The following is a 16,623-nucleotide window of genomic DNA, read 5'->3' as shown; positions in this document are numbered from 1 at the left end:
TCACCGCTCCCTGCGCGTTGGCCCGGGGACCTTCCGCGCTGTGGTTTTCCTACCTGGCACCACCCGGTCCAGGACGGACCCGAACCGGGAGTTGGCCCCTTTACGCCATCGGCGGGGCCGGGCAGCCAGCGCTGCCTTCGCCGCCGGGGTGCTGCGCGCGAAGCACAGCAGCAGCCCGATGGCGCACATGGCCGACAGCATCGCGGAACCACCGTACGAGAACAGCGGCAGCGGGACGCCCGCGATGGGCAGGAGTCCCAGCGCCGACCCCAGGTTGACCACGGCCTGAGCCATGATCCACGTGGTGGCGGCGCCCGCCGCGTACCGGACGAACGGGTCCGTGGTGCTGAGAGCCACACGGATACCCGCGTAGCCTAGTGCCGCGAAGAGCGCGAGCACGGACAGCGTCCCCACCAGGCCGAGCTCCTCGCCGGTCGCCGCGAAGATGAAGTCGGTGTGCGCCTCTGGGAGTTGCCCCCATTTCTCGACGCCCGCACCCAGTCCGGATCCAAACGGCCCGCCGGCGGCCAGCGCGTACAGTCCGTGCAGTGCCTGGAAGCAGTCCAGGTTGGGGTCCGGCTTGGTGACGCCGACGCAGGCCAGCCGGCCCAGGCGGTGCGGCACCGTGATGATCAGCGCGGTGCACGCGACCACCGCGATGCCCAGGGTGGCCGCGAACAGCCGCAGCGGCGCGCCGACCATCCAGAGCAGGCCGAACAGCATCGCGACCAGCACCATCGTGGTGCCCATGTCGCCGCCCAGCATGATCAGCATCATCAGCACGACGGTGCCGGGCACCAGCGGGACCAGCAGGTGCTTCCACTGGTTGAGCATGTGGGTGCGCTGCTTGCGGGCCAGCAGGTCGGCCGCCCACAGCAGCAGCGCGAGCTTGGCGAACTCGGACGGCTGGATCTGGAAGAAGCCCAGGCTGATCCAGTTCCGGTTGCCGTTGATCCGCACCCCGATGCCCGGGATCGCCACCAGCACCAGCGCGGCCACCACCCCGAACAGCAGCGGGTACACGGCGGTGCGCAGCACCTTCACCGGCGCCCGGGTGAGCGCGACGGCGATCGCCCCGCCCAGCAGCACGGCGATCAGCTGCTTGCGGAAGAAGAACGTCATCGGCAGCCCGAAGTCCACCACCACGCTCTGCGAGGCGGAGAACACCATCACCAGCCCGAGCACCACCAGCAGCGCCGCCGAACCCAGGATCAGGTAGTAGGGCGTCAACGGACGGGCCATCAAGTACCCGAACCGCTCACGCGCTGCGCGCACCCGCGCGACGGGTCCTGCGGACTTGAAGGTGGTCGTGGTCGCCGAGACCAGTCGCAGACGCGGCTGCTTCTCGCTGGGCGGCACGTCCGTCTCCTTCATCATTTCGGGGCCACTGGACAGGGGCGCGTGGGGGCACCTCCCGGCCCGCTAGGGCTGAGAGGTGCCCCCACACGTCCCTAGATGCTTCGAACCGCCGCCGCGAACATGTCCCCGCGCTCACCGTAGTTGGTGAACATGTCCATCGACGCGCAGGCGGGTGCGAGCAGGACGGTGTCGCCCTTCTGCGCGGCGGCGGCCGCCACGCGGACGATCTCGGCCATCGCCTCGGCGCCAGTCTTCCCGGGCGCGGGTTCGAACACCGGGACTTCCGGGGCGTGTCGCGCCAGCGCCTCGCGGATCAGCTGCCGGTCCTGGCCGATCAGCACGGCGGCCCGCAGCCGGGGGGCCGCGTCGGCGACCAGCTGGTCGAACGTCGCGCCCTTGGCGAGGCCGCCGGCGATCCACACCACGGGGCTGTAGGCGGCCAGCGAGGCGGCCGTCGCGTGGGTGTTGGTGGCCTTGGAGTCGTCCACGTAGGTCACGCCGTCGACCTCGGCGACGTGCGCGATGCGGTGGGCGTCGGGCCGGAAGGCGCGCAGCCCGTCGCGGACGGCCTTGGCGTCCACGCCGTACGCCCGGGCGAGCGCGGCGGCGGCGAGCGCGTTGGCGATGTTGTGCGGCGCCGGCGGGTGGATGTCGGCGACGGCGCCGATCTCCGCGGCGGCCCGGTCCCGGTCGGGGACGAAGGCGCGGTCGACCAGCAGGCCGTCCACGACGCCGAGGTTGGAGATGCTGGGGGCGTCGAGGCCGAAGCCGATCGCGCGGCAGCCCTCCTCGACGTCGGCCTCGCGGACCAGTGCCTCGGTGGCGGGGTCGGCGAGGTTGTAGACGCAGGCGACCTGGTTGCCCTGGTAGATCCGGCCCTTGTCGGCGGCGTAGGCCTCCATCGAGCCGTGCCAGTCGAGGTGGTCGGGGGCCAGGTTGAGCACCGCGCCGGAGTGGACGCGCAGCGAGGGCGCCCAGTGCAGCTGGTAGCTGGAGAGTTCGACGGCGAGGACGTCGTAGGGCTCCTCGGCGAGGACCGCGTCCAGCACCGAGACGCCCACGTTGCCGACGGCGGCGGTGCGCTTGCCGGCGGCGGTGAGGATGGACGCCAGCATCTGGACGGTGGTGGTCTTGCCGTTGGTGCCGGTGACGGCCAGCCAGGGGGCCGGCTCGCCGGTGGCGGGGTGCGGGGTGCGCAGCCGCCAGGCGAGTTCGACGTCGCCCCAGACCGGGACGCCGGCCTGCTCGGCGGCGCCGAACAGCGGGCTGTCGGGGGCCCAGCCGGGCGAGGTGACGATCAGCCGGGTGCCCTCGGGCAGGGTGGTGCCGTCGCCGAGGCGGACGGCGATGCCCTGTTCGGTGAGGGCGGCGGCCTTGGCGTCCAGCGCGGGGCCGGTGCCGCCGTCCACGACGGTGACGTGCGCGCCGAGCCCGTGCAGGACTCGGGCGGCGCTGACCCCGGAGAGGCCGAGTCCCGCGACGACGACCGGCAGGCCGGCCCACTCCGGGTTGATCATCCGGTCACCCATCCCGCGTAGAAGAGTCCGAGTCCGACGGCGACGCACAGGCCCTGGATGATCCAGAACCGGACCACGATCAGGACTTCGCTCCAGCCCTTGAGTTCGAAGTGGTGCTGGAGTGGCGCCATCTTGAAAACGCGCTTGCCGGTCATCCGGAACGAGCCGACCTGGATGATCACCGAAAGGGTGATGATCACGAACAGGCCGCCGAGGACGGCGAGCAGCAGCTCGGTGCGGGAGACGATGGCCAGGCCGGCCAGGGCGCCGCCGAGGGCGAGCGAGCCGGTGTCACCCATGAAGATCTTCGCGGGCGAGGTGTTCCACCACAGGAAGCCGAAGCAGGAACCCATCAGGGCGGCGGCGACCACGGCGAGGTCCAGCGGGTCGCGGACCTCGAAGCAGGACGCGGTGGCCTTGATCGCGTAGGCGCAGTTCTGGGTGTGCTCCCACAGGCCGATGAAGGTGTAGGCGCCGAAGACCATCACCGAGGCGCCGGTGGCGAGGCCGTCCAGACCGTCCGTCAGGTTCACGCCGTTCGACATCGCGGCGATCATGAAGTAGGCGAAGAGGACGAACAGCACCGGGCCGACGGCCCACTTGAAGTCCTGCGCGAACGACAGGTGCGTGGACGCCGGGGTCAGGCCGCGGCTGTCGCTGAACTGGAGCGCCAGGATGGCGAAGGCGAGCGCCACGAAGGACTGGCCGAGCAGCTTCGCCTTGGCCCGCAGGCCCAGCGAGCGGCGCTTGACCACCTTGATGTAGTCGTCCAGGAAGCCGACCAGGCCCAGTCCGGTGGTCAGGAACAGCACCAGCAGACCGGAGGCAGTGGGCGACTCGCCCGTTATCGCCTTGGTGGCGAAGTAGGCGATCAGGGTGGCCAGGATGAAGGCGATGCCGCCCATGGTGGGCGTGCCCTTCTTGCTGTGGTGCGCCTTGGGGCCGTCGTCACGGATGTACTGGCCGTACCCGTGCTTGGCGAGCAGCTTGATCAGGGCGGGGGTGCCGAGCAGCGTCAGCACCAGGCCGATCAGGCCGGAGAAGAGGATCTGCTTCACTTCGCGGCACCGTCCGCGAGCAGTGCCTCGGCGACCTTCTCGAGGCCGACCGAACGGGATGCCTTCACCAGGACCACGTCCCCCGGCCGCACCTGACTGCGCAGCAGCTCGATCGCCGCGTCCGCGTCGGACACCAGCACCGACTCCTCACCCCACGAACCTTCGTTTCTCGCGCCCAGTTCCATCCGGGCCGCCTCGCGTCCGCCGACCGCCACCAGCTTGGTGATGTCGAGCCGGACGGCGAGCCGTCCGATGGCGTCGTGCTCGTCGAAGCTGTCCTCGCCGAGCTCCCGCATCTCACCGAGCACCGCCCAGGTGCGGCGGCGCTCCGGGCCCTTGCCCGCCATCGTCGCCAGTGCCCGCAGCGCGGCCCGCATGGACTCCGGGTTCGCGTTGTAGGCGTCGTTGACGACGGTCAGGCCATCGGCCCGGTCGACCACCTCCATGCGCCAACGGGACAGCGCACCGGCTTCGCCGAGTGCCTCGGCGACGCGGTCGACGGGCATCCCGAGCTCCACCGCCACCGCAGCGGCGGCGAGGGCGTTCGAGACGTGGTGCTCACCGTACAGGCGCAGCTGCACGGGTGCGGAACCGGCCGGGGTGCTGAGCGTGAACTGTGGCCGCCCGGTGGCGTCCAGGCGAACATCGGTGGCACGGATGTGTGCGTCCGAGGATTCGCCGAACAGCACGACGCGGGCCTTGGTGCGGCTGCTCATGGCACGCACCAGCGGGTCGTCGGCGTTCAGCACGGCGACGCCGTCGGCCGACAGCGCCTCCACCATCTCGCCCTTGGCCTCGGCGATGCCCTCCTTGGAGCCGAACTCGCCGACGTGCGCGGTGCCGATGTTCAGCACCAGGCCGACGGTGGGCGGGGTGATGCCGGTCAGGTACTCGATGTCGCCCTTGTGCCGGGCGCCCATCTCCATCACCAGGTGACGGGTGGTCGGAGTGATCCGCAGGGCCGTCAGCGGGTGGCCGATCTCGTTGTTGGCGTTGCCGGTGGCGTACACCGTCTCACCGGCAACGGACAGCACCTGGGCGATCAGGTCCTTGGTGGAGGTCTTGCCGGAGGATCCGGTAAGGCCCACCAGCGCGGCCTGCGGGGCGCGGGCGACCACGGCGCGGGCGAGCCGGCCGAGCGCGACGACCACGTCGTCGACCAGGATCGCGGGCACGCCGACCGGGCGGGTGGCGAGCACCGCGACCGCGCCGTCGGCGACCGCCTTGGCGGCGAAGTCGTGGCCGTCGACGCGTTCGCCGAGCACGCACACGAACAGGCCGCCGGGCTCGATCTTCCGGTTGTCGGTGACCACCGCGCCGGTGATCAGCGCGTCCGGGTCGGCCGCGTCCAGGGTGCCGTCGACCGCCTTCGCGGCCTCGGCCAGGGAAAGTGCGATCACCGGTCTGCCTCCATCAACTGCTCCATCGCGACCCGCAGTACCTCGCGGTCGTCGAACGGGCGGACCTCGCCCTTGACGTACTGCCCGAGCTCGTGGCCCTTGCCCGCCACCAGGACGGTGTCCCCGGCGTGCGCCCGGGCGACGGCCAGCGCGATCGCCTCGGCGCGGTCGGGGACGGCGAGCACCTCGGCGCGCTCGTCCTCGGGCACCTCGGCGGCGCCGCTCAGCATGGTGGCGAGGATCGCCAGCGCGTCCTCGGAACGCGGGTTGTCGCTGGTGAGGACGGCGGTGTCGGCGAGCCGCGCGGCGATCGCGCCCATCGGGGCGCGCTTGTACGGGTCGCGGTCGCCGCCGCAGCCGACGACGACGTGCAGCCGGCCCTTGGTGACCTCGCGCAGCGAGGCGAGCACGGCGCTGAGCGCGTCCGGCTTGTGCGCGTAGTCGACCACGGCGACGTACGCCTGCCCGGCGTCGACCTTCTCCAGCCGGCCGGGCACGCCCGGGACCTGGGCCACCCCGGCGACCGCGGCGTCCAGCTCGATGCCGGCGGTGACCAGCGCGGTGATCGCGCCGAGCGCGTTGGAGACGTTGAACGGGCCGGGCAGCGGCACCGAGGCCTCGGCGCGGGCGCCGTCCGGGCCGAGCACGGTGAAGGTGGAGCCGGCCGGGCCGAGCTGGACGTCGACGGCGCGCCAGTCGGCTGCCGGGTCGCCCGCGGCGGAGAACGTCACCATCGGGATCCGGGCCTCGCCGGCCAGCCGGCGGCCGTAGGAGTCGTCGCGGTTGGCGACGCCGAGCCGGGCCTTGCCGGGCTCGAACAGCCGGGCCTTGGCCCGGTAGTAGTCCTCCATGTCGGGGTGGAAGTCGAGGTGTTCCGGCGTCAGGTTGTTGAACAGCGCGACGTCGTAGGCCACGCCGTCGGTGCGGCCGTACACCAGCGCGTGGCTGGAGACCTCCATGACCACCGAGTCGGCGCCGGACTCGTTCATCACGGCGAGCACCGCGTGCAGGTCGGTGGCCTCGGGGGTGGTGCGCTCGGACTTGATCCGCTCGGTGCCGACCCGCATCTCGACGGTGCCGATCACGCCGGGCAGCCGGCCGGCCCCGCGCAGGCCGCCCTCGACCAGGTACGAGGTGGTGGTCTTGCCGTTGGTGCCGGTCAGGCCGATCATCAGCATCCGCTCGGCGGCGGCCCCGTAGACCGCCGCGGCAAGCTCGCCCATCACCGCTCGCGGGCTGTCCACCACCAGCAGCGGCACGCCCGCGCCGGCGGCCAGCTCCGCGCCGGCGGCGTCGGTGAGCACCGCGACCGCGCCGGACGCCACCGCACCGGCGGCGAACGCCGCACCGTGGTGGTTGGCGCCGGGGAAGGCGACGTACACGTCGCCCGGACGCACCGCCCGGGAGTCGTGGGTGATGCCGGTGACGGCGGGCCCGTCAACGGGCGGCAGCCCGAGCAGCCGGGCCGCCTCGGCGAGGGGCAGCGCCGCGGCGCGGCTCGGACGAGGGGGACTCGCGGAGATTTGATCGGATTTCGGCACGGCCGGAAGGCTATCGGCCCCATGCCCCCCTGGGCCAAACCGGGCCCCGGTCGTGACGCTGCTCACATCGCGCTCGGCGCGCCGCGAAGTGTCGGGGGTGTCGCTCATCTCAGGGCTTCCAGTCGACGGGCAGGTTCGGCGCCTCGCTGCCGCTCGGCGGAACCTGGAGGGTCTTGAGGGTGAACTCCATCACCTGCTTGAACACGGGCCCGCACAGCTGCCCGCCGAAGTGCCCGTTGACCGGGTGCTGGATGACGCAGGAGACCGTCACCCGGGGCTGGTCGGCGGGCGCGAAGCCGATGAAGGAGGCGGTGTACCCGGAGTACTTGCCGGTCTTCGGGTCCACCCGGTCGGCGGTGCCGGTCTTTCCGGCCACCCGGTAGCCCGGGATCTGCGCCTTGTTGCCGGTGCCCTGCTCGTCGGTGACGACGGACTCCAGCATCTCGGTCAGCGTCTTCGCGGTCGCTTCCGTCACCACCCGGCTCTGCGCCCCGGCCGGCGCGGGCGTGAACCGCCCGTCCGGGCCGGTGGTGCCGGCCAGCAGACTGGGCGCGACCCGTACGCCGCCGTTGGCAATGGTGGAGAACACCGAGGTGGCCTGCAGGGCGTTCACCGAGAGGCCCTGGCCGAACGGGATGGTGTACTGCTGCGAGCCGTTCCAGTCCTCCGGCTTGGCCAGGATGCCGCGGGTCTCCCCGGGGAATCCCAGCCCGGTGGGCTTGCCGATGCCGAACTTGTCGAGGTACCCGGCGAGCACCTTGTTGGACTCGGCCTGGGTGGCGCCCAGGTGTTCGGCGGCCTCGATGGTGCCGATGTTGGACGACTTGGCGAGCACGCCGGCCAGCGTCAGGTACCAGGTCTCGTGGTCGATGTCGTCGTGGAACACCCGGTCGGAGCGCTGCAGGGTGTTCGGCACGGTGACGTGGGTGTCCCAGTTCGCCGAGCCGGTGTCCAGCACCGCGGCCATAGTCATCAGCTTCGCGGTGGAGCCCGGCTCGTAGGCGTCCTGCAGGGCCGGGTTGCCGAGCTGGTCGGCGCGGGCCGAGGACAGGTCGTTCGGGTTGAAGCCCGGGGATGACGCCATCGCCAGCACCTGACCGGTCTTCACGTCCTGGACGATCACATAGCCCTTCTCCGCACCGGAGTTGGACACCTGGTCGGTGATGGCACGCTGCGCCGCCCACTGGATGTCCGGGTTCACCGTCAGCCGCAGGTCGTTGCCGGGCACCGCGTCCTGCCGGCTGCCGCCGGCGGTGGCGACCCGGCGGCCCCCGGCCGAGGCGTAGGTGGAGTAGCCGTCCTCGCCGGCCAGCTGCTGCTGGTACTGGAGTTCCAGGCCGCCGGTGCCGGTGCCCTCGGCGTTGACGAAGCCGACCAGGTTGGCGGCCAGGCCGTTCGCCGGGTAGCTGCGCTTGGTCGACTGCTCCCAGAACACCCCGGCCAGCGGGTTCACGCAGGCGTTGTCGAGGAACTGCCGGCCGCCCTTCTCGGCGGGCTTGCCGAGCAGTTCGCGCTGGCCCCGGCAGTTGGCCGTGTCGGTCTGCCTGGCCAGCGAGGACTTCAGGTCGGCGATCTGCGCCTTGGCCTGCGGGGTCTGACGGGAGGTCAGCAGGGCGTACTGGCTCTTCGGGTTCTTCGCGTTCGGGTGCAGCGAGCCCGCCAGTTTCTCCTTCGACACGCCGAGGATCGGCGCGAGCAGCCCCGCGGCCTGCTCCGGGGCGTCCGGAAGGTGGGTCGCCTCGGGGGTGAACATGGTCGGGTCGGCGGTGATGTCGTACGCGTCCACGGTGGTGGCCAGCACGGTGCCGTCGGCGGCGGTGATCGAGCCGCGCTCGGCGGGCAGCTTCACCCGCACGTACTTGTTGGCGCCCGCGCCGGCCGCCAGCGCGTCGGAGTCCAGCAGCTGGAGCTGCACCAGCCGGCCCGCGAAGATCGCGAACACCAGGCCCAGACTGACCGTCACCAGCCGCAGCCGGCGCTTCGGATCGGCCAGCTTGATGGCCCGCGGGGCGGACGCCGGGCGGCGGCCCGGGGCGGGGCGGCGGACGTCGGGGCGCGGCCGGGGCCGGGCGGCGGGCCGGCGCTCCCCGTCGGACGGCCGCGGGCGGGCCGGACGGGCCGGGCGCGGCGGGGCGCCGTCGGCGGAACGGCGCGGCTCGCCGACCCGGCGGCGGGGCGCGGCGGGGCGGCCGCCGGCCGGCGGGGTGCGGCGCGGGCGGTCGGCGTCGCCTGGCGGACGGCTCACCGCTGGGCCCCGGCCGGGGCACTGGCGGGCGGCGCGGGGGCCAGCTCGATGCCCGGGTCGCCGGAGCTCGGCGCCGCCGAGGGCGACGGCGAGCCGGAGGCGCCGCCGGGGCGCTGCCAGGGATCGGAACTGCTGCGCGGCACCGGCGGGTTGTCCTCGGCGGCCTTGGGCTTGCCGGTGACGCTGCCGTCGGCGCCGAGGAAGACCGGGGCGCCGCCGGGGACCATGCCGAGCTCGCGGGCGCGCTGCTCCAGCGCGTCGGGCGCGGACTGGGCGGCGATCTCCTGCTGGAGGGACTGCTGCTGGTCGGTGGCCTCGGTGGTCTGCTTCTTCAGCCGGGACATCGTGAACGAGCCCTCGTTGAGGGCGGTGTTGAGCATCAGCAGGCCGAGCAGCCCGGCCGACAGCAGAGTCACCACCAGCACCGCGAACGGGGCGCGCCCCCGCATCGAGCGCGCCCCGGGCCGGACGGTGATCCGTGCCCTGCCCCCCTGCCCGGGGACGCGCCCCCGGGTCCGCTCGCCGGCCACCGGCACCGCTCCACTCCCCTTCGTTCCGCTGCTCCCGGCGGCTGGCTACCTCCGGGTCTCCCTGATCCTCTCCGCCACGCGCAGCCGAACGGGTGCGGCGCGCCGGTTCTCCTCGATCTCCTCCTCGGTCGCCAGTTCGGCTCCTCGGGTGAGCAACTTCAGCCAGGGCTGGAGCTCCTCGGGGATCACCGGCAGGCCCGGCGGGGCGGTCGAGGTGGCCCCGGCCTGGAGGTATTGCTTGACCAGGCGGTCCTCCAATGACTGGTAGGACATCACGACGATCCGACCGCCCATCGCGAGGGCGTCCAGTGCGCCGGGAATGGCCCGGTCCAGCACCTCCAGTTCGCCGTTGACCTCGATCCGCAGCGCCTGGAAGGTCCGCTTGGCCGGGTTGCCGCCGGTCCGCCGGGTGGCGGCCGGAATGGCATTCCGCACCAACTCCACCAGACGAGCACTGGTGGTGAACGGTTCCTTCTCGCGTTCCCGCAGCACCGCGGAGGCGATCTTCCCGGCGAACCGCTCCTCGCCGTACACCTTCAGGATCCGGGCCAGGTCGCCGTGGCTGTAGGTGTTGAGGACCTCGGCGGCGGAGATGCCGCGGGTCTGGTCCATCCGCATGTCCAGCGGCGCGTCCTGGGCGTAGGCGAAGCCGCGGTCGGCCTCGTCCAGCTGCATCGAGGACACGCCGAGGTCGAACAGCACGCCCTGCACAGCGGGGATGCCGAGGTCGGCCAGCACCTGCGGGATCTCGTCGTAGACCGCGTGCACCAGGGTGGCGCGCTCGCCGAAGCGGGCCAGCCGCTCGCCGGACAGCTTCAGTGCCTGCGGGTCGCGGTCCACGGCGACCAGCCGGACCTCGGGGAAGCGGGTCAGCAGTGCCTCGCTGTGGCCGCCCAGGCCCAGGGTGGCGTCCACCACCACGGCGCCGGGCGCGGAGATCGCCGGGGCGAGCGCGTCCAGGCAGCGCTCCAGCATCACCGGAATGTGCCGGGGGTTGGGGCTGTCGGTACTCATACGGGGGCGGGGCCCTTCCTCAGGTGCAGGTGTGGCCCCGCCATTCTCGCCTACCGGCCCGCCGGTTCCGCACGCCACCCGTGGTCCCCGCCCGCTCGCTCGGGGGAAGGAGCGACCGCCCGGCGCCGGGGAAGGTGCGCCAGGTGGGCACGGAGCGGGAGGAGGCCGCGGGCTGCGTACGGGCCGGTGGGCCCGGTGCGGAGAGCGGCCGGGCGCCCGGTTGCCGGGTGCCTTCCGCCGTGCTCCACTGCGCCGCCAGACTATCGCCCACGCCTCGCCAGTCAACGCTCCGCGACGGCGCACCACCCGCCCGGCCGTATCGGTTTGCGCAGGTCGGACCAGTCCTGAGGGCCCCCGACCGGACGGGGCGCGGAACGCTCCGGGTGCGCCGGTCGAACCGGGTCGAAGCCGTCCGAAGAGGGCTGGTAAAGGCTTTCGCAGGTGGGCCCCGCCGCCCGCGCGACCCCACTACCGTCGTCGCCATGGCACCTGCTCCCGGCACCGACCGGCCGTCCGAGACCGACCGCTTCGTGGCAGCCAACCGCTCCTACGCCGAGACCTTCCGGGACGGCGGCATGGACGCCCGTCCGGTGCGCAAGGTCGCCGTGGTGGCGTGCATGGACGCCCGGCTCGACCTGTTCGCCGCACTCGGCCTGGAACTCGGTGACGCCCACATCATCCGCAACGCGGGTGGCGTGGTCACCGACGACACCATCCGTTCCCTGACCATCAGCCAGCGCGCCCTGGGCACCCGCACGGTGGTGCTGATCCACCACACCGGCTGCGGACTGCTCGGCCTGACCGAGGACTTCCGACACGAACTCGAGCGCGAGGTCGGCCAGCGCCCGCAGTGGGCGGTGGAGGCCTTCAGCGATCTGGACGGCGACGTCCGCCAGTCCATGCAGCGGGTACGGACCTCGCCGTTCCTGCCGCACCGCGACGACGTGCGCGGATTCGTCTTCGACGTGCACACCGGGCTGCTCCGCGAAATCCGCTGAAACCGTTCGGCCCGCACCCTCGTCCCAAACCGGGACAGCCTTCGCGAGTCGCCCGGCCGGGTGACTTCTGGCCGGGGGACAGGGAAGAATGCGCCAAGTATTCGGGGTGGGCGGAGGTCGAACCAGCCGCCCGGTGACTGCTGCACATGGGAGCGTACGGGTGACGACCATCAACGGGCAGGGCTCGGAGCAGCCGACGGCGGACCGGCACGAGCGCCGGGAGCCTGCCGGGCTGGCGGAGTTGACGGCGGTGGTCGACCGGGTCCGGGCGTCCGTCGAGAGCGTGATCGAGGGCAAGCCCGAGGCGGTCCGGATCGCGCTGACCGTGCTGCTCGCCGAGGGCCACCTGCTGCTGGAGGACGTGCCCGGCGTCGGCAAGACCATGCTCGCCAAGGCGCTGGCCCGCTCGGTGGACTGCACGGTCCGCCGGATCCAGTTCACCCCGGACCTGCTGCCGTCCGACGTCACCGGCACCAACGTCTTCGACCAGCACCAGCGGGACTTCGAGTTCCGGCCCGGCGCGATCTTCGCGCAGATCGTGGTCGGCGACGAGATCAACCGGGCCTCGCCGAAGACCCAGTCGGCGCTGCTGGAGTCGATGGAGGAGCGTCAGGTCACCATCGACGGCACCTCCTACGAGCTGCCCTCGCCGTTCATGGTGATCGCCACCCAGAACCCGGTCGAGATGGAGGGCACCTACGCCCTGCCGGAGGCCCAGCGCGACCGCTTCATGGCCCGCATCTCGATCGGCTACCCGAGCCCCGAGGCCGAGTACGCGATGCTCGACCTGCACTCGGCCGCCAACCCGCTGGACAAGCTGCAGCCGGTCGCGCACGCCTCCGACCTGCTCAAGCTGATCAACGTGGTCAAGGGCGTGTACGTCTCCGACCCGGTCCGCCGGTACGCCGTCGACCTGGTCGCCGCCACCCGCAACACCCCCGAGCTGCGGCTCGGCGCCTCCCCCCGGGCCACCCTGCACCTGGTCCGCGCGGCCCGCGCGCACGCCGCCCTGGACGGCCGCGACTACGTGCTGCCGGACGACATCCAGGCGCTGGCCGTGCCGGTGCTGGCGCACCGTCTGCTGCCCACCTCGGAGACCCAGCTGAGCCGCCGCACCGTGGAGAACGTGGTGCTCGACCTGGTGTCCCGACTGCCGCTCCCGCGTCCGCAGGGCCGCTGAGGTGGCGGGCCCCACCCGGCCCTCCGGGCTGCGCGCCGCCCTGAGCGGGCTCACCACCCGCGGGCGTTCCTTCCTGGCCGCGGGCCTGACCGCCGCGCTCTGCGCGTACCTGTTCGGGCAGAGCGCGCTGTTCCAGGTCGGCGTGCTGCTCGCGATGCTGCCGCTGGCCTCCGCGCTGCTGCTGGTGCGCACCCGTTACCGGGTCGCCTCCGGCCGCCGGCTCAGCCCGCAGCGTGCGGCGGCCGGGCAGGAGGCCCGGGTGCACCTGCGGCTGGACAACATCTCCCGGGTGCCCACCGGCCTGCTGCTGCTGGAGGACAAGGTCCCGTACGTGCTGGGGCCCCGTCCGCGCTTCGTGCTGGACCGGGTCGAGCCGCGCGGCTTCCGAGAGGTGTCCTACCGGGTCCGCTCCGACCTGCGCGGCCGCTACCCGCTCGGCCCGCTGCAGCTGCGGCTGTCCGACCCGTTCGGGATGTGCGAGCTGACCCGCGCGTTCAGCGCCGCCGATGTGCTCACCGTGGTCCCGCAGGTCCAGGACCTGCCGCCGGTGCGGCTGCCCGGTGAGTCCGCCGGGCAGGGCGAGTCCAACACGCACACGCTGGCGCTGGCCGGCGACGACGACGTGATCCCGCGCGAGTACCGGCACGGCGACGACCTGCGCCGGGTGCACTGGAAGTCCACCGCCCGCTACGGCGAGCTGATGGTCCGCCGGGAGGAGCAGCCGCTCAGGGCCCGCGCCACCGTGCTGCTGGACACCCGGGAGATCGCGCACCGCGGCTCCGGCCCGGCCTCCTCGTTCGAGTGGGCGGTGTCCTGCGCGGCCTCGGTCACCGTCGACCTGGTGCAGCGCGGCTACCAGACCCGGCTGCTCACCGACACCGGCCGGGCCCACCCGCAGCAGGGCGCCTCCGCCACCACCGCCGCCGAGAGCGTCGGCGTGCTGCTGGACGCCCTCGCCGTGGTCGAGCACTCCGACGGCACCGGCCTGGCCCGCGCCGAGGAGGTGCTGCGGCTGGGCGGCGAGGGCCTGCTGGTGGCGATCGTCGGCGACCTCGACGACGAGCAGATCGAGCGCCTGTCCCGGCTGCGCCGCCGCGTGGGCGGCGCGGTCGCCCTGCTGCTGGACACCGGCACCTGGGCGGGCCTGCGGCACCTCTTCCCGGACGCCTCCGACGAGCAGACCGACTCGGCGGTCGGCCGGCTGCGCGCGGCCGGCTGGACCGTCCTCCCGGTGCGGGCCGGCGACTCGCTGCCCGCGCTGTGGCGGGCCGCCGACCGCACCCAGAACTCCGTTCCCTACCGAGACGAGGTCGGCGCGTGACCACCCGGGCCAAGTTGACGCTCTGCGCTGCCTTGGCGACCGCCCTGGCGGCGCTGTCCCTGTCCCCGTTGTTCAAGGACTCCTTCGCACTGGCCCCGCACGGCCTGCTGATGATCGTCGCCGCGGCCGCCGTCGGCTCCGGCCTGCGCGCCCTGCCGCTGCCCCGGGCCCTGGTGCTGCCGCTCCAGCTGCTCGCGGTGCTGTACGTGCTGATGCTGTCCACCGTGCAGTCCGCGATGAGCTTCGGCGTGCTGCCCGGCCCGGGCGCGCTGGACGCCGTCTCCACGCTGCTGGCCTCCGGCGGAAGCGACATCCAGGAGTACGCGATCCCCGCCCCGACCACCGACGGCCTGCGGCTGGTCGTGGTCGGCTCGGTCACCCTGGTCGCCGTCCTGGTCGACGCCCTGGCCGTCACCTACCGCCGGGCCGCCGCCGCGGGCCTGCCGCTGCTGGCCCTGTACTCGGTGGGCTGCGGCCTGGCCGACTCGCCCGGCGGCATGTGGCTGTGGTTCCTGTTCGCCGCGGCCGGCTACCTGGTCCTGCTGTACACCGAGGGTCAGGACCGGCTCACCCGCTGGGGCCGGGTCTTCCACGGCACCGGCCGCTCCGCCGTGGCGATGTCCAACGGCGGCCGCCGGGTCGGTCTGATCGCGCTGGCCGCCGCCGTCCTGCTGCCGGCCCTCGCACCCGCGACCGGCGCCGGACTGTTCAGCGGCTTCGGCGGCCAGGGCAACGGCAACGGGAGCGGCACCGGGGCGGGCGACGAACGCTCGCTCAACCTGGTGGTCGCCCTCACCGCCAACCTGCGCGCCAACGACGACACCGAACTGCTGCGCTTCTCCACCAACGCCACCGACGCCGACCAGCTCTACCTGCGGGTCGCCGCGCTCAGCGAGTTCGACGGCGCGGAGTGGAAGGCCGGCGAGCAGTCCGCCGAGCCGCTGCCGACCACGCTGCCCCAGCCCGAGGGCCAGGGCCCCGGCATCTCCAACACCACGGTCAACACCAACATCAAGATCTCCGACCGGCTCGGCACCACCTGGCTGCCGATGCCGTACCCGGTGTCCTGGATGGAACTGCCGTCCACCAGCAACTGGCGCTTCGACAAGACCTCCCGCACCGTGGCCGCCGTCAACGGCCAGAAGACCAACGGTCTGTCGTACAAGGTCGGCTCGTACAGCGTCGCCGCCGACGCCACCCAACTGCGCGCGGCCGCCCCGCCGCCCGAGGACATCACCCGGCGCTACCTGGGGCTGCCGAACAACCTGCCCTCCGTGGTCGGCGAGACCGCCAAGAAGATCACCCAGGGCGCCGACAACCCGTACGACAAGGCCGTCGCCCTCCAGCAGTACTTCACCAAGGGCGACTTCACCTACAACACCAAGATCGAACCGCGTACCGGGCCGGACGCCATCGCCAAGTTCCTCCAGGACAAGGAGGGCTTCTGCGTGCACTTCGCCGCCACCATGGCCGCGATGTCCCGCGAGCTCGGCATCCCGTCCCGGGTCGCCATCGGCTTCACCCCCGGCACCGGCGACGCCTCCAACCGGATCGTGCGCAGCTCCAACTACCACGCGTGGCCCGAGCTGTACTTCTCCGGCCTCGGCTGGATGCGCTTCGAGCCCACCCCCGGCCGGGGCACCGTCCCGCTGTACTCGCTCCCGAAGACCGCCAACTCGGCCCAGCCCAGCACCCAGCCCAGCGCCTCCGCGTCCGCTGACCAGCCCTCCGCCGGGCCGTCCGCGTCCAGCTCCTGCGTCACGCAGCAGCAGCACCGGATCGGCGACTGCGCCGACGAGGCCGTGCTCGCCGAGCACCGGACCACCAGCACCCCGTGGTGGCAGACCTGGCCCGCCCTGCTCGCCGCGGCCGGCCTGCTCCTGCTGCTCGTCCTGGCGGCCACGCCCATGGTGCTGCGGCGACGGCTCCGCAAGCGCCGCCTCGGCGTCGGACGGCACGCGCCCGGCGCCGACGGGCCCCGGCTCAGCGACGAGCAGGTGCTCGCCGCCTGGGCCGAACTCGTCGACTCCGCCTGGGACCTGGGCCTGCCCCCGGACGAGGCACGCACTCCCCGGAACGCCGCCCGCCGGCTCGCCGAGGACGCCCACCTCGCCCCCGCCGCCGCCGAGGCCGCCGGCCGGGTCGCGCTCGCCACCGAACGCGTCATGTACGCCCGCGAGTCCGACCCGTCCCCGCAACTCGGCAGCGATGTCCACACCGTCCGTACGGGCCTGCTCACCCAGGCCACCCGCCGCCGGCGGCTGCGCGCCCTGCTGCTGCCCGCCTCCACCGTCCGTTTCTGGTGGCGCACCCAGGACCGCGTGGCCGCCCTCCGCGAACGCACCGCCGAACGCACGGCCAGGGTCCGCGCAGCGGTCCGCGACCGGCTGCCCCGGCCGTTCCGGCGGGCGCCGAAGGACTGACCGCCCCGGCAGTGCAAAAAGAGATCCGCCCGAGGAG

12 protein-coding genes are annotated in these 16,623 nt (G+C 73.0%); 4 read left to right on the top strand and 8 right to left on the bottom strand.

Features of this window, described 5'->3' with window-relative positions; all coding sequences use genetic code 11:
- From ftsW to rsmH, 8 genes are all read right to left on the bottom strand, one after another.
- Complete coding sequence (ftsW, locus tag ACFYS8_RS23620; RefSeq protein WP_387643793.1) at nucleotides 1–1,377, bottom strand: putative lipid II flippase FtsW; 1,377 nt, start codon at nucleotides 1,375–1,377, stop codon at nucleotides 1–3.
- A gap of 74 nt (nucleotides 1,378–1,451) precedes the next feature.
- Nucleotides 1,452–2,888: a UDP-N-acetylmuramoyl-L-alanine--D-glutamate ligase gene (murD, locus tag ACFYS8_RS23615; protein ID WP_387643790.1), complete on the bottom strand. Its 1,437-nt coding sequence runs from the start codon at nucleotides 2,886–2,888 to the stop codon at nucleotides 1,452–1,454.
- Nucleotides 2,873–3,934 carry a phospho-N-acetylmuramoyl-pentapeptide-transferase gene (gene mraY, locus ACFYS8_RS23610; RefSeq protein ID WP_387643787.1) on the bottom strand — a complete coding sequence of 354 codons (1,062 nt, stop codon included), beginning with the start codon at nucleotides 3,932–3,934 and terminating at the stop codon, nucleotides 2,873–2,875. Before mraY ends, murD begins: the two co-directional genes overlap by 16 nt.
- Nucleotides 3,931–5,334 (bottom strand): UDP-N-acetylmuramoyl-tripeptide--D-alanyl-D-alanine ligase, encoded by a 1,404-nt coding sequence (murF, locus tag ACFYS8_RS23605; protein WP_387643784.1) that lies wholly within the window; start codon nucleotides 5,332–5,334, stop codon nucleotides 3,931–3,933. Before murF ends, mraY begins: the two co-directional genes overlap by 4 nt.
- Nucleotides 5,331–6,983: a UDP-N-acetylmuramoyl-L-alanyl-D-glutamate--2,6-diaminopimelate ligase gene (locus tag ACFYS8_RS23600; protein ID WP_387643782.1), complete on the bottom strand. Its 1,653-nt coding sequence runs from the start codon at nucleotides 6,981–6,983 to the stop codon at nucleotides 5,331–5,333. Before ACFYS8_RS23600 ends, murF begins: the two co-directional genes overlap by 4 nt.
- A gap of 1 nt (nucleotide 6,984) precedes the next feature.
- Entirely contained in the window at nucleotides 6,985–9,120 is a 2,136-nt protein-coding gene (locus ACFYS8_RS23595) for a peptidoglycan D,D-transpeptidase FtsI family protein (protein ID WP_387643780.1), read from the bottom strand.
- On the bottom strand, nucleotides 9,117–9,569 hold the full coding sequence (locus tag ACFYS8_RS23590; RefSeq protein WP_387643777.1) for a septum formation initiator family protein: 453 nt from the start codon (nucleotides 9,567–9,569) through the stop codon (nucleotides 9,117–9,119). The genes ACFYS8_RS23595 and ACFYS8_RS23590 overlap by 4 nt, the downstream gene beginning before the upstream one ends.
- A gap of 126 nt (nucleotides 9,570–9,695) precedes the next feature.
- Nucleotides 9,696–10,664: a 16S rRNA (cytosine(1402)-N(4))-methyltransferase RsmH gene (gene rsmH, locus ACFYS8_RS23585; protein ID WP_387643775.1), complete on the bottom strand. Its 969-nt coding sequence runs from the start codon at nucleotides 10,662–10,664 to the stop codon at nucleotides 9,696–9,698.
- A 482-nt stretch (nucleotides 10,665–11,146) separates the two neighbouring features.
- Between rsmH and ACFYS8_RS23580 the strand changes: the two genes are divergently transcribed.
- The 4 genes from ACFYS8_RS23580 to ACFYS8_RS23565 all read left to right on the top strand — a co-directional run bounded on the left by ACFYS8_RS23580 (nucleotide 11,147) and on the right by ACFYS8_RS23565 (nucleotide 16,586).
- Entirely contained in the window at nucleotides 11,147–11,662 is a 516-nt protein-coding gene (locus ACFYS8_RS23580; protein ID WP_387643772.1) for a beta-class carbonic anhydrase, read from the top strand.
- A 169-nt stretch (nucleotides 11,663–11,831) separates the two neighbouring features.
- Nucleotides 11,832–12,842, top strand: coding sequence for an AAA family ATPase (locus tag ACFYS8_RS23575; protein WP_387643874.1), 1,011 nt, complete (start codon nucleotides 11,832–11,834; stop codon nucleotides 12,840–12,842).
- 1 nt (nucleotide 12,843) lies between these two features.
- A complete protein-coding gene (locus ACFYS8_RS23570; protein ID WP_387643766.1) occupies nucleotides 12,844–14,163 on the top strand; it encodes a DUF58 domain-containing protein in 1,320 nt (439 codons plus the stop codon).
- Nucleotides 14,160–16,586: a transglutaminaseTgpA domain-containing protein gene (locus tag ACFYS8_RS23565; RefSeq protein ID WP_387643763.1), complete on the top strand. Its 2,427-nt coding sequence runs from the start codon at nucleotides 14,160–14,162 to the stop codon at nucleotides 16,584–16,586. Before ACFYS8_RS23570 ends, ACFYS8_RS23565 begins: the two co-directional genes overlap by 4 nt.
- Nucleotides 16,587–16,623 lie beyond the last annotated feature (37 nt).

The organism is Kitasatospora sp. NPDC004615 (assembly GCF_042873545.1).
Taxonomy (GTDB): Bacteria; Actinomycetota; Actinomycetes; order Streptomycetales; family Streptomycetaceae; genus Kitasatospora.
This window is presented reverse-complemented; position numbering and strand designations above follow the sequence as displayed.

Bases quoted from the DNA above. Each gene is read 5' to 3' on its own strand.
- ftsW (WP_387643793.1), bottom strand. From the start codon at position 1,377: ATGATGAAGGAGACGGACGTGCCGCCCAGCGAGAAGCAGCCGCGTCTG.
- ACFYS8_RS23600 (WP_387643782.1), bottom strand. From the start codon at position 6,983: ATGAGCGACACCCCCGACACTTCGCGGCGCGCCGAGCGCGATGTGAGC.
- rsmH (WP_387643775.1), bottom strand. From the start codon at position 10,664: ATGAGTACCGACAGCCCCAACCCCCGGCACATTCCGGTGATGCTGGAG.
- ACFYS8_RS23580 (WP_387643772.1), top strand. From the start codon at position 11,147: ATGGCACCTGCTCCCGGCACCGACCGGCCGTCCGAGACCGACCGCTTC.
- ACFYS8_RS23590 (WP_387643777.1), bottom strand. From the start codon at position 9,569: ATGCGGGGGCGCGCCCCGTTCGCGGTGCTGGTGGTGACTCTGCTGTCG.
- murD (WP_387643790.1), bottom strand. From the start codon at position 2,888: ATGGGTGACCGGATGATCAACCCGGAGTGGGCCGGCCTGCCGGTCGTC.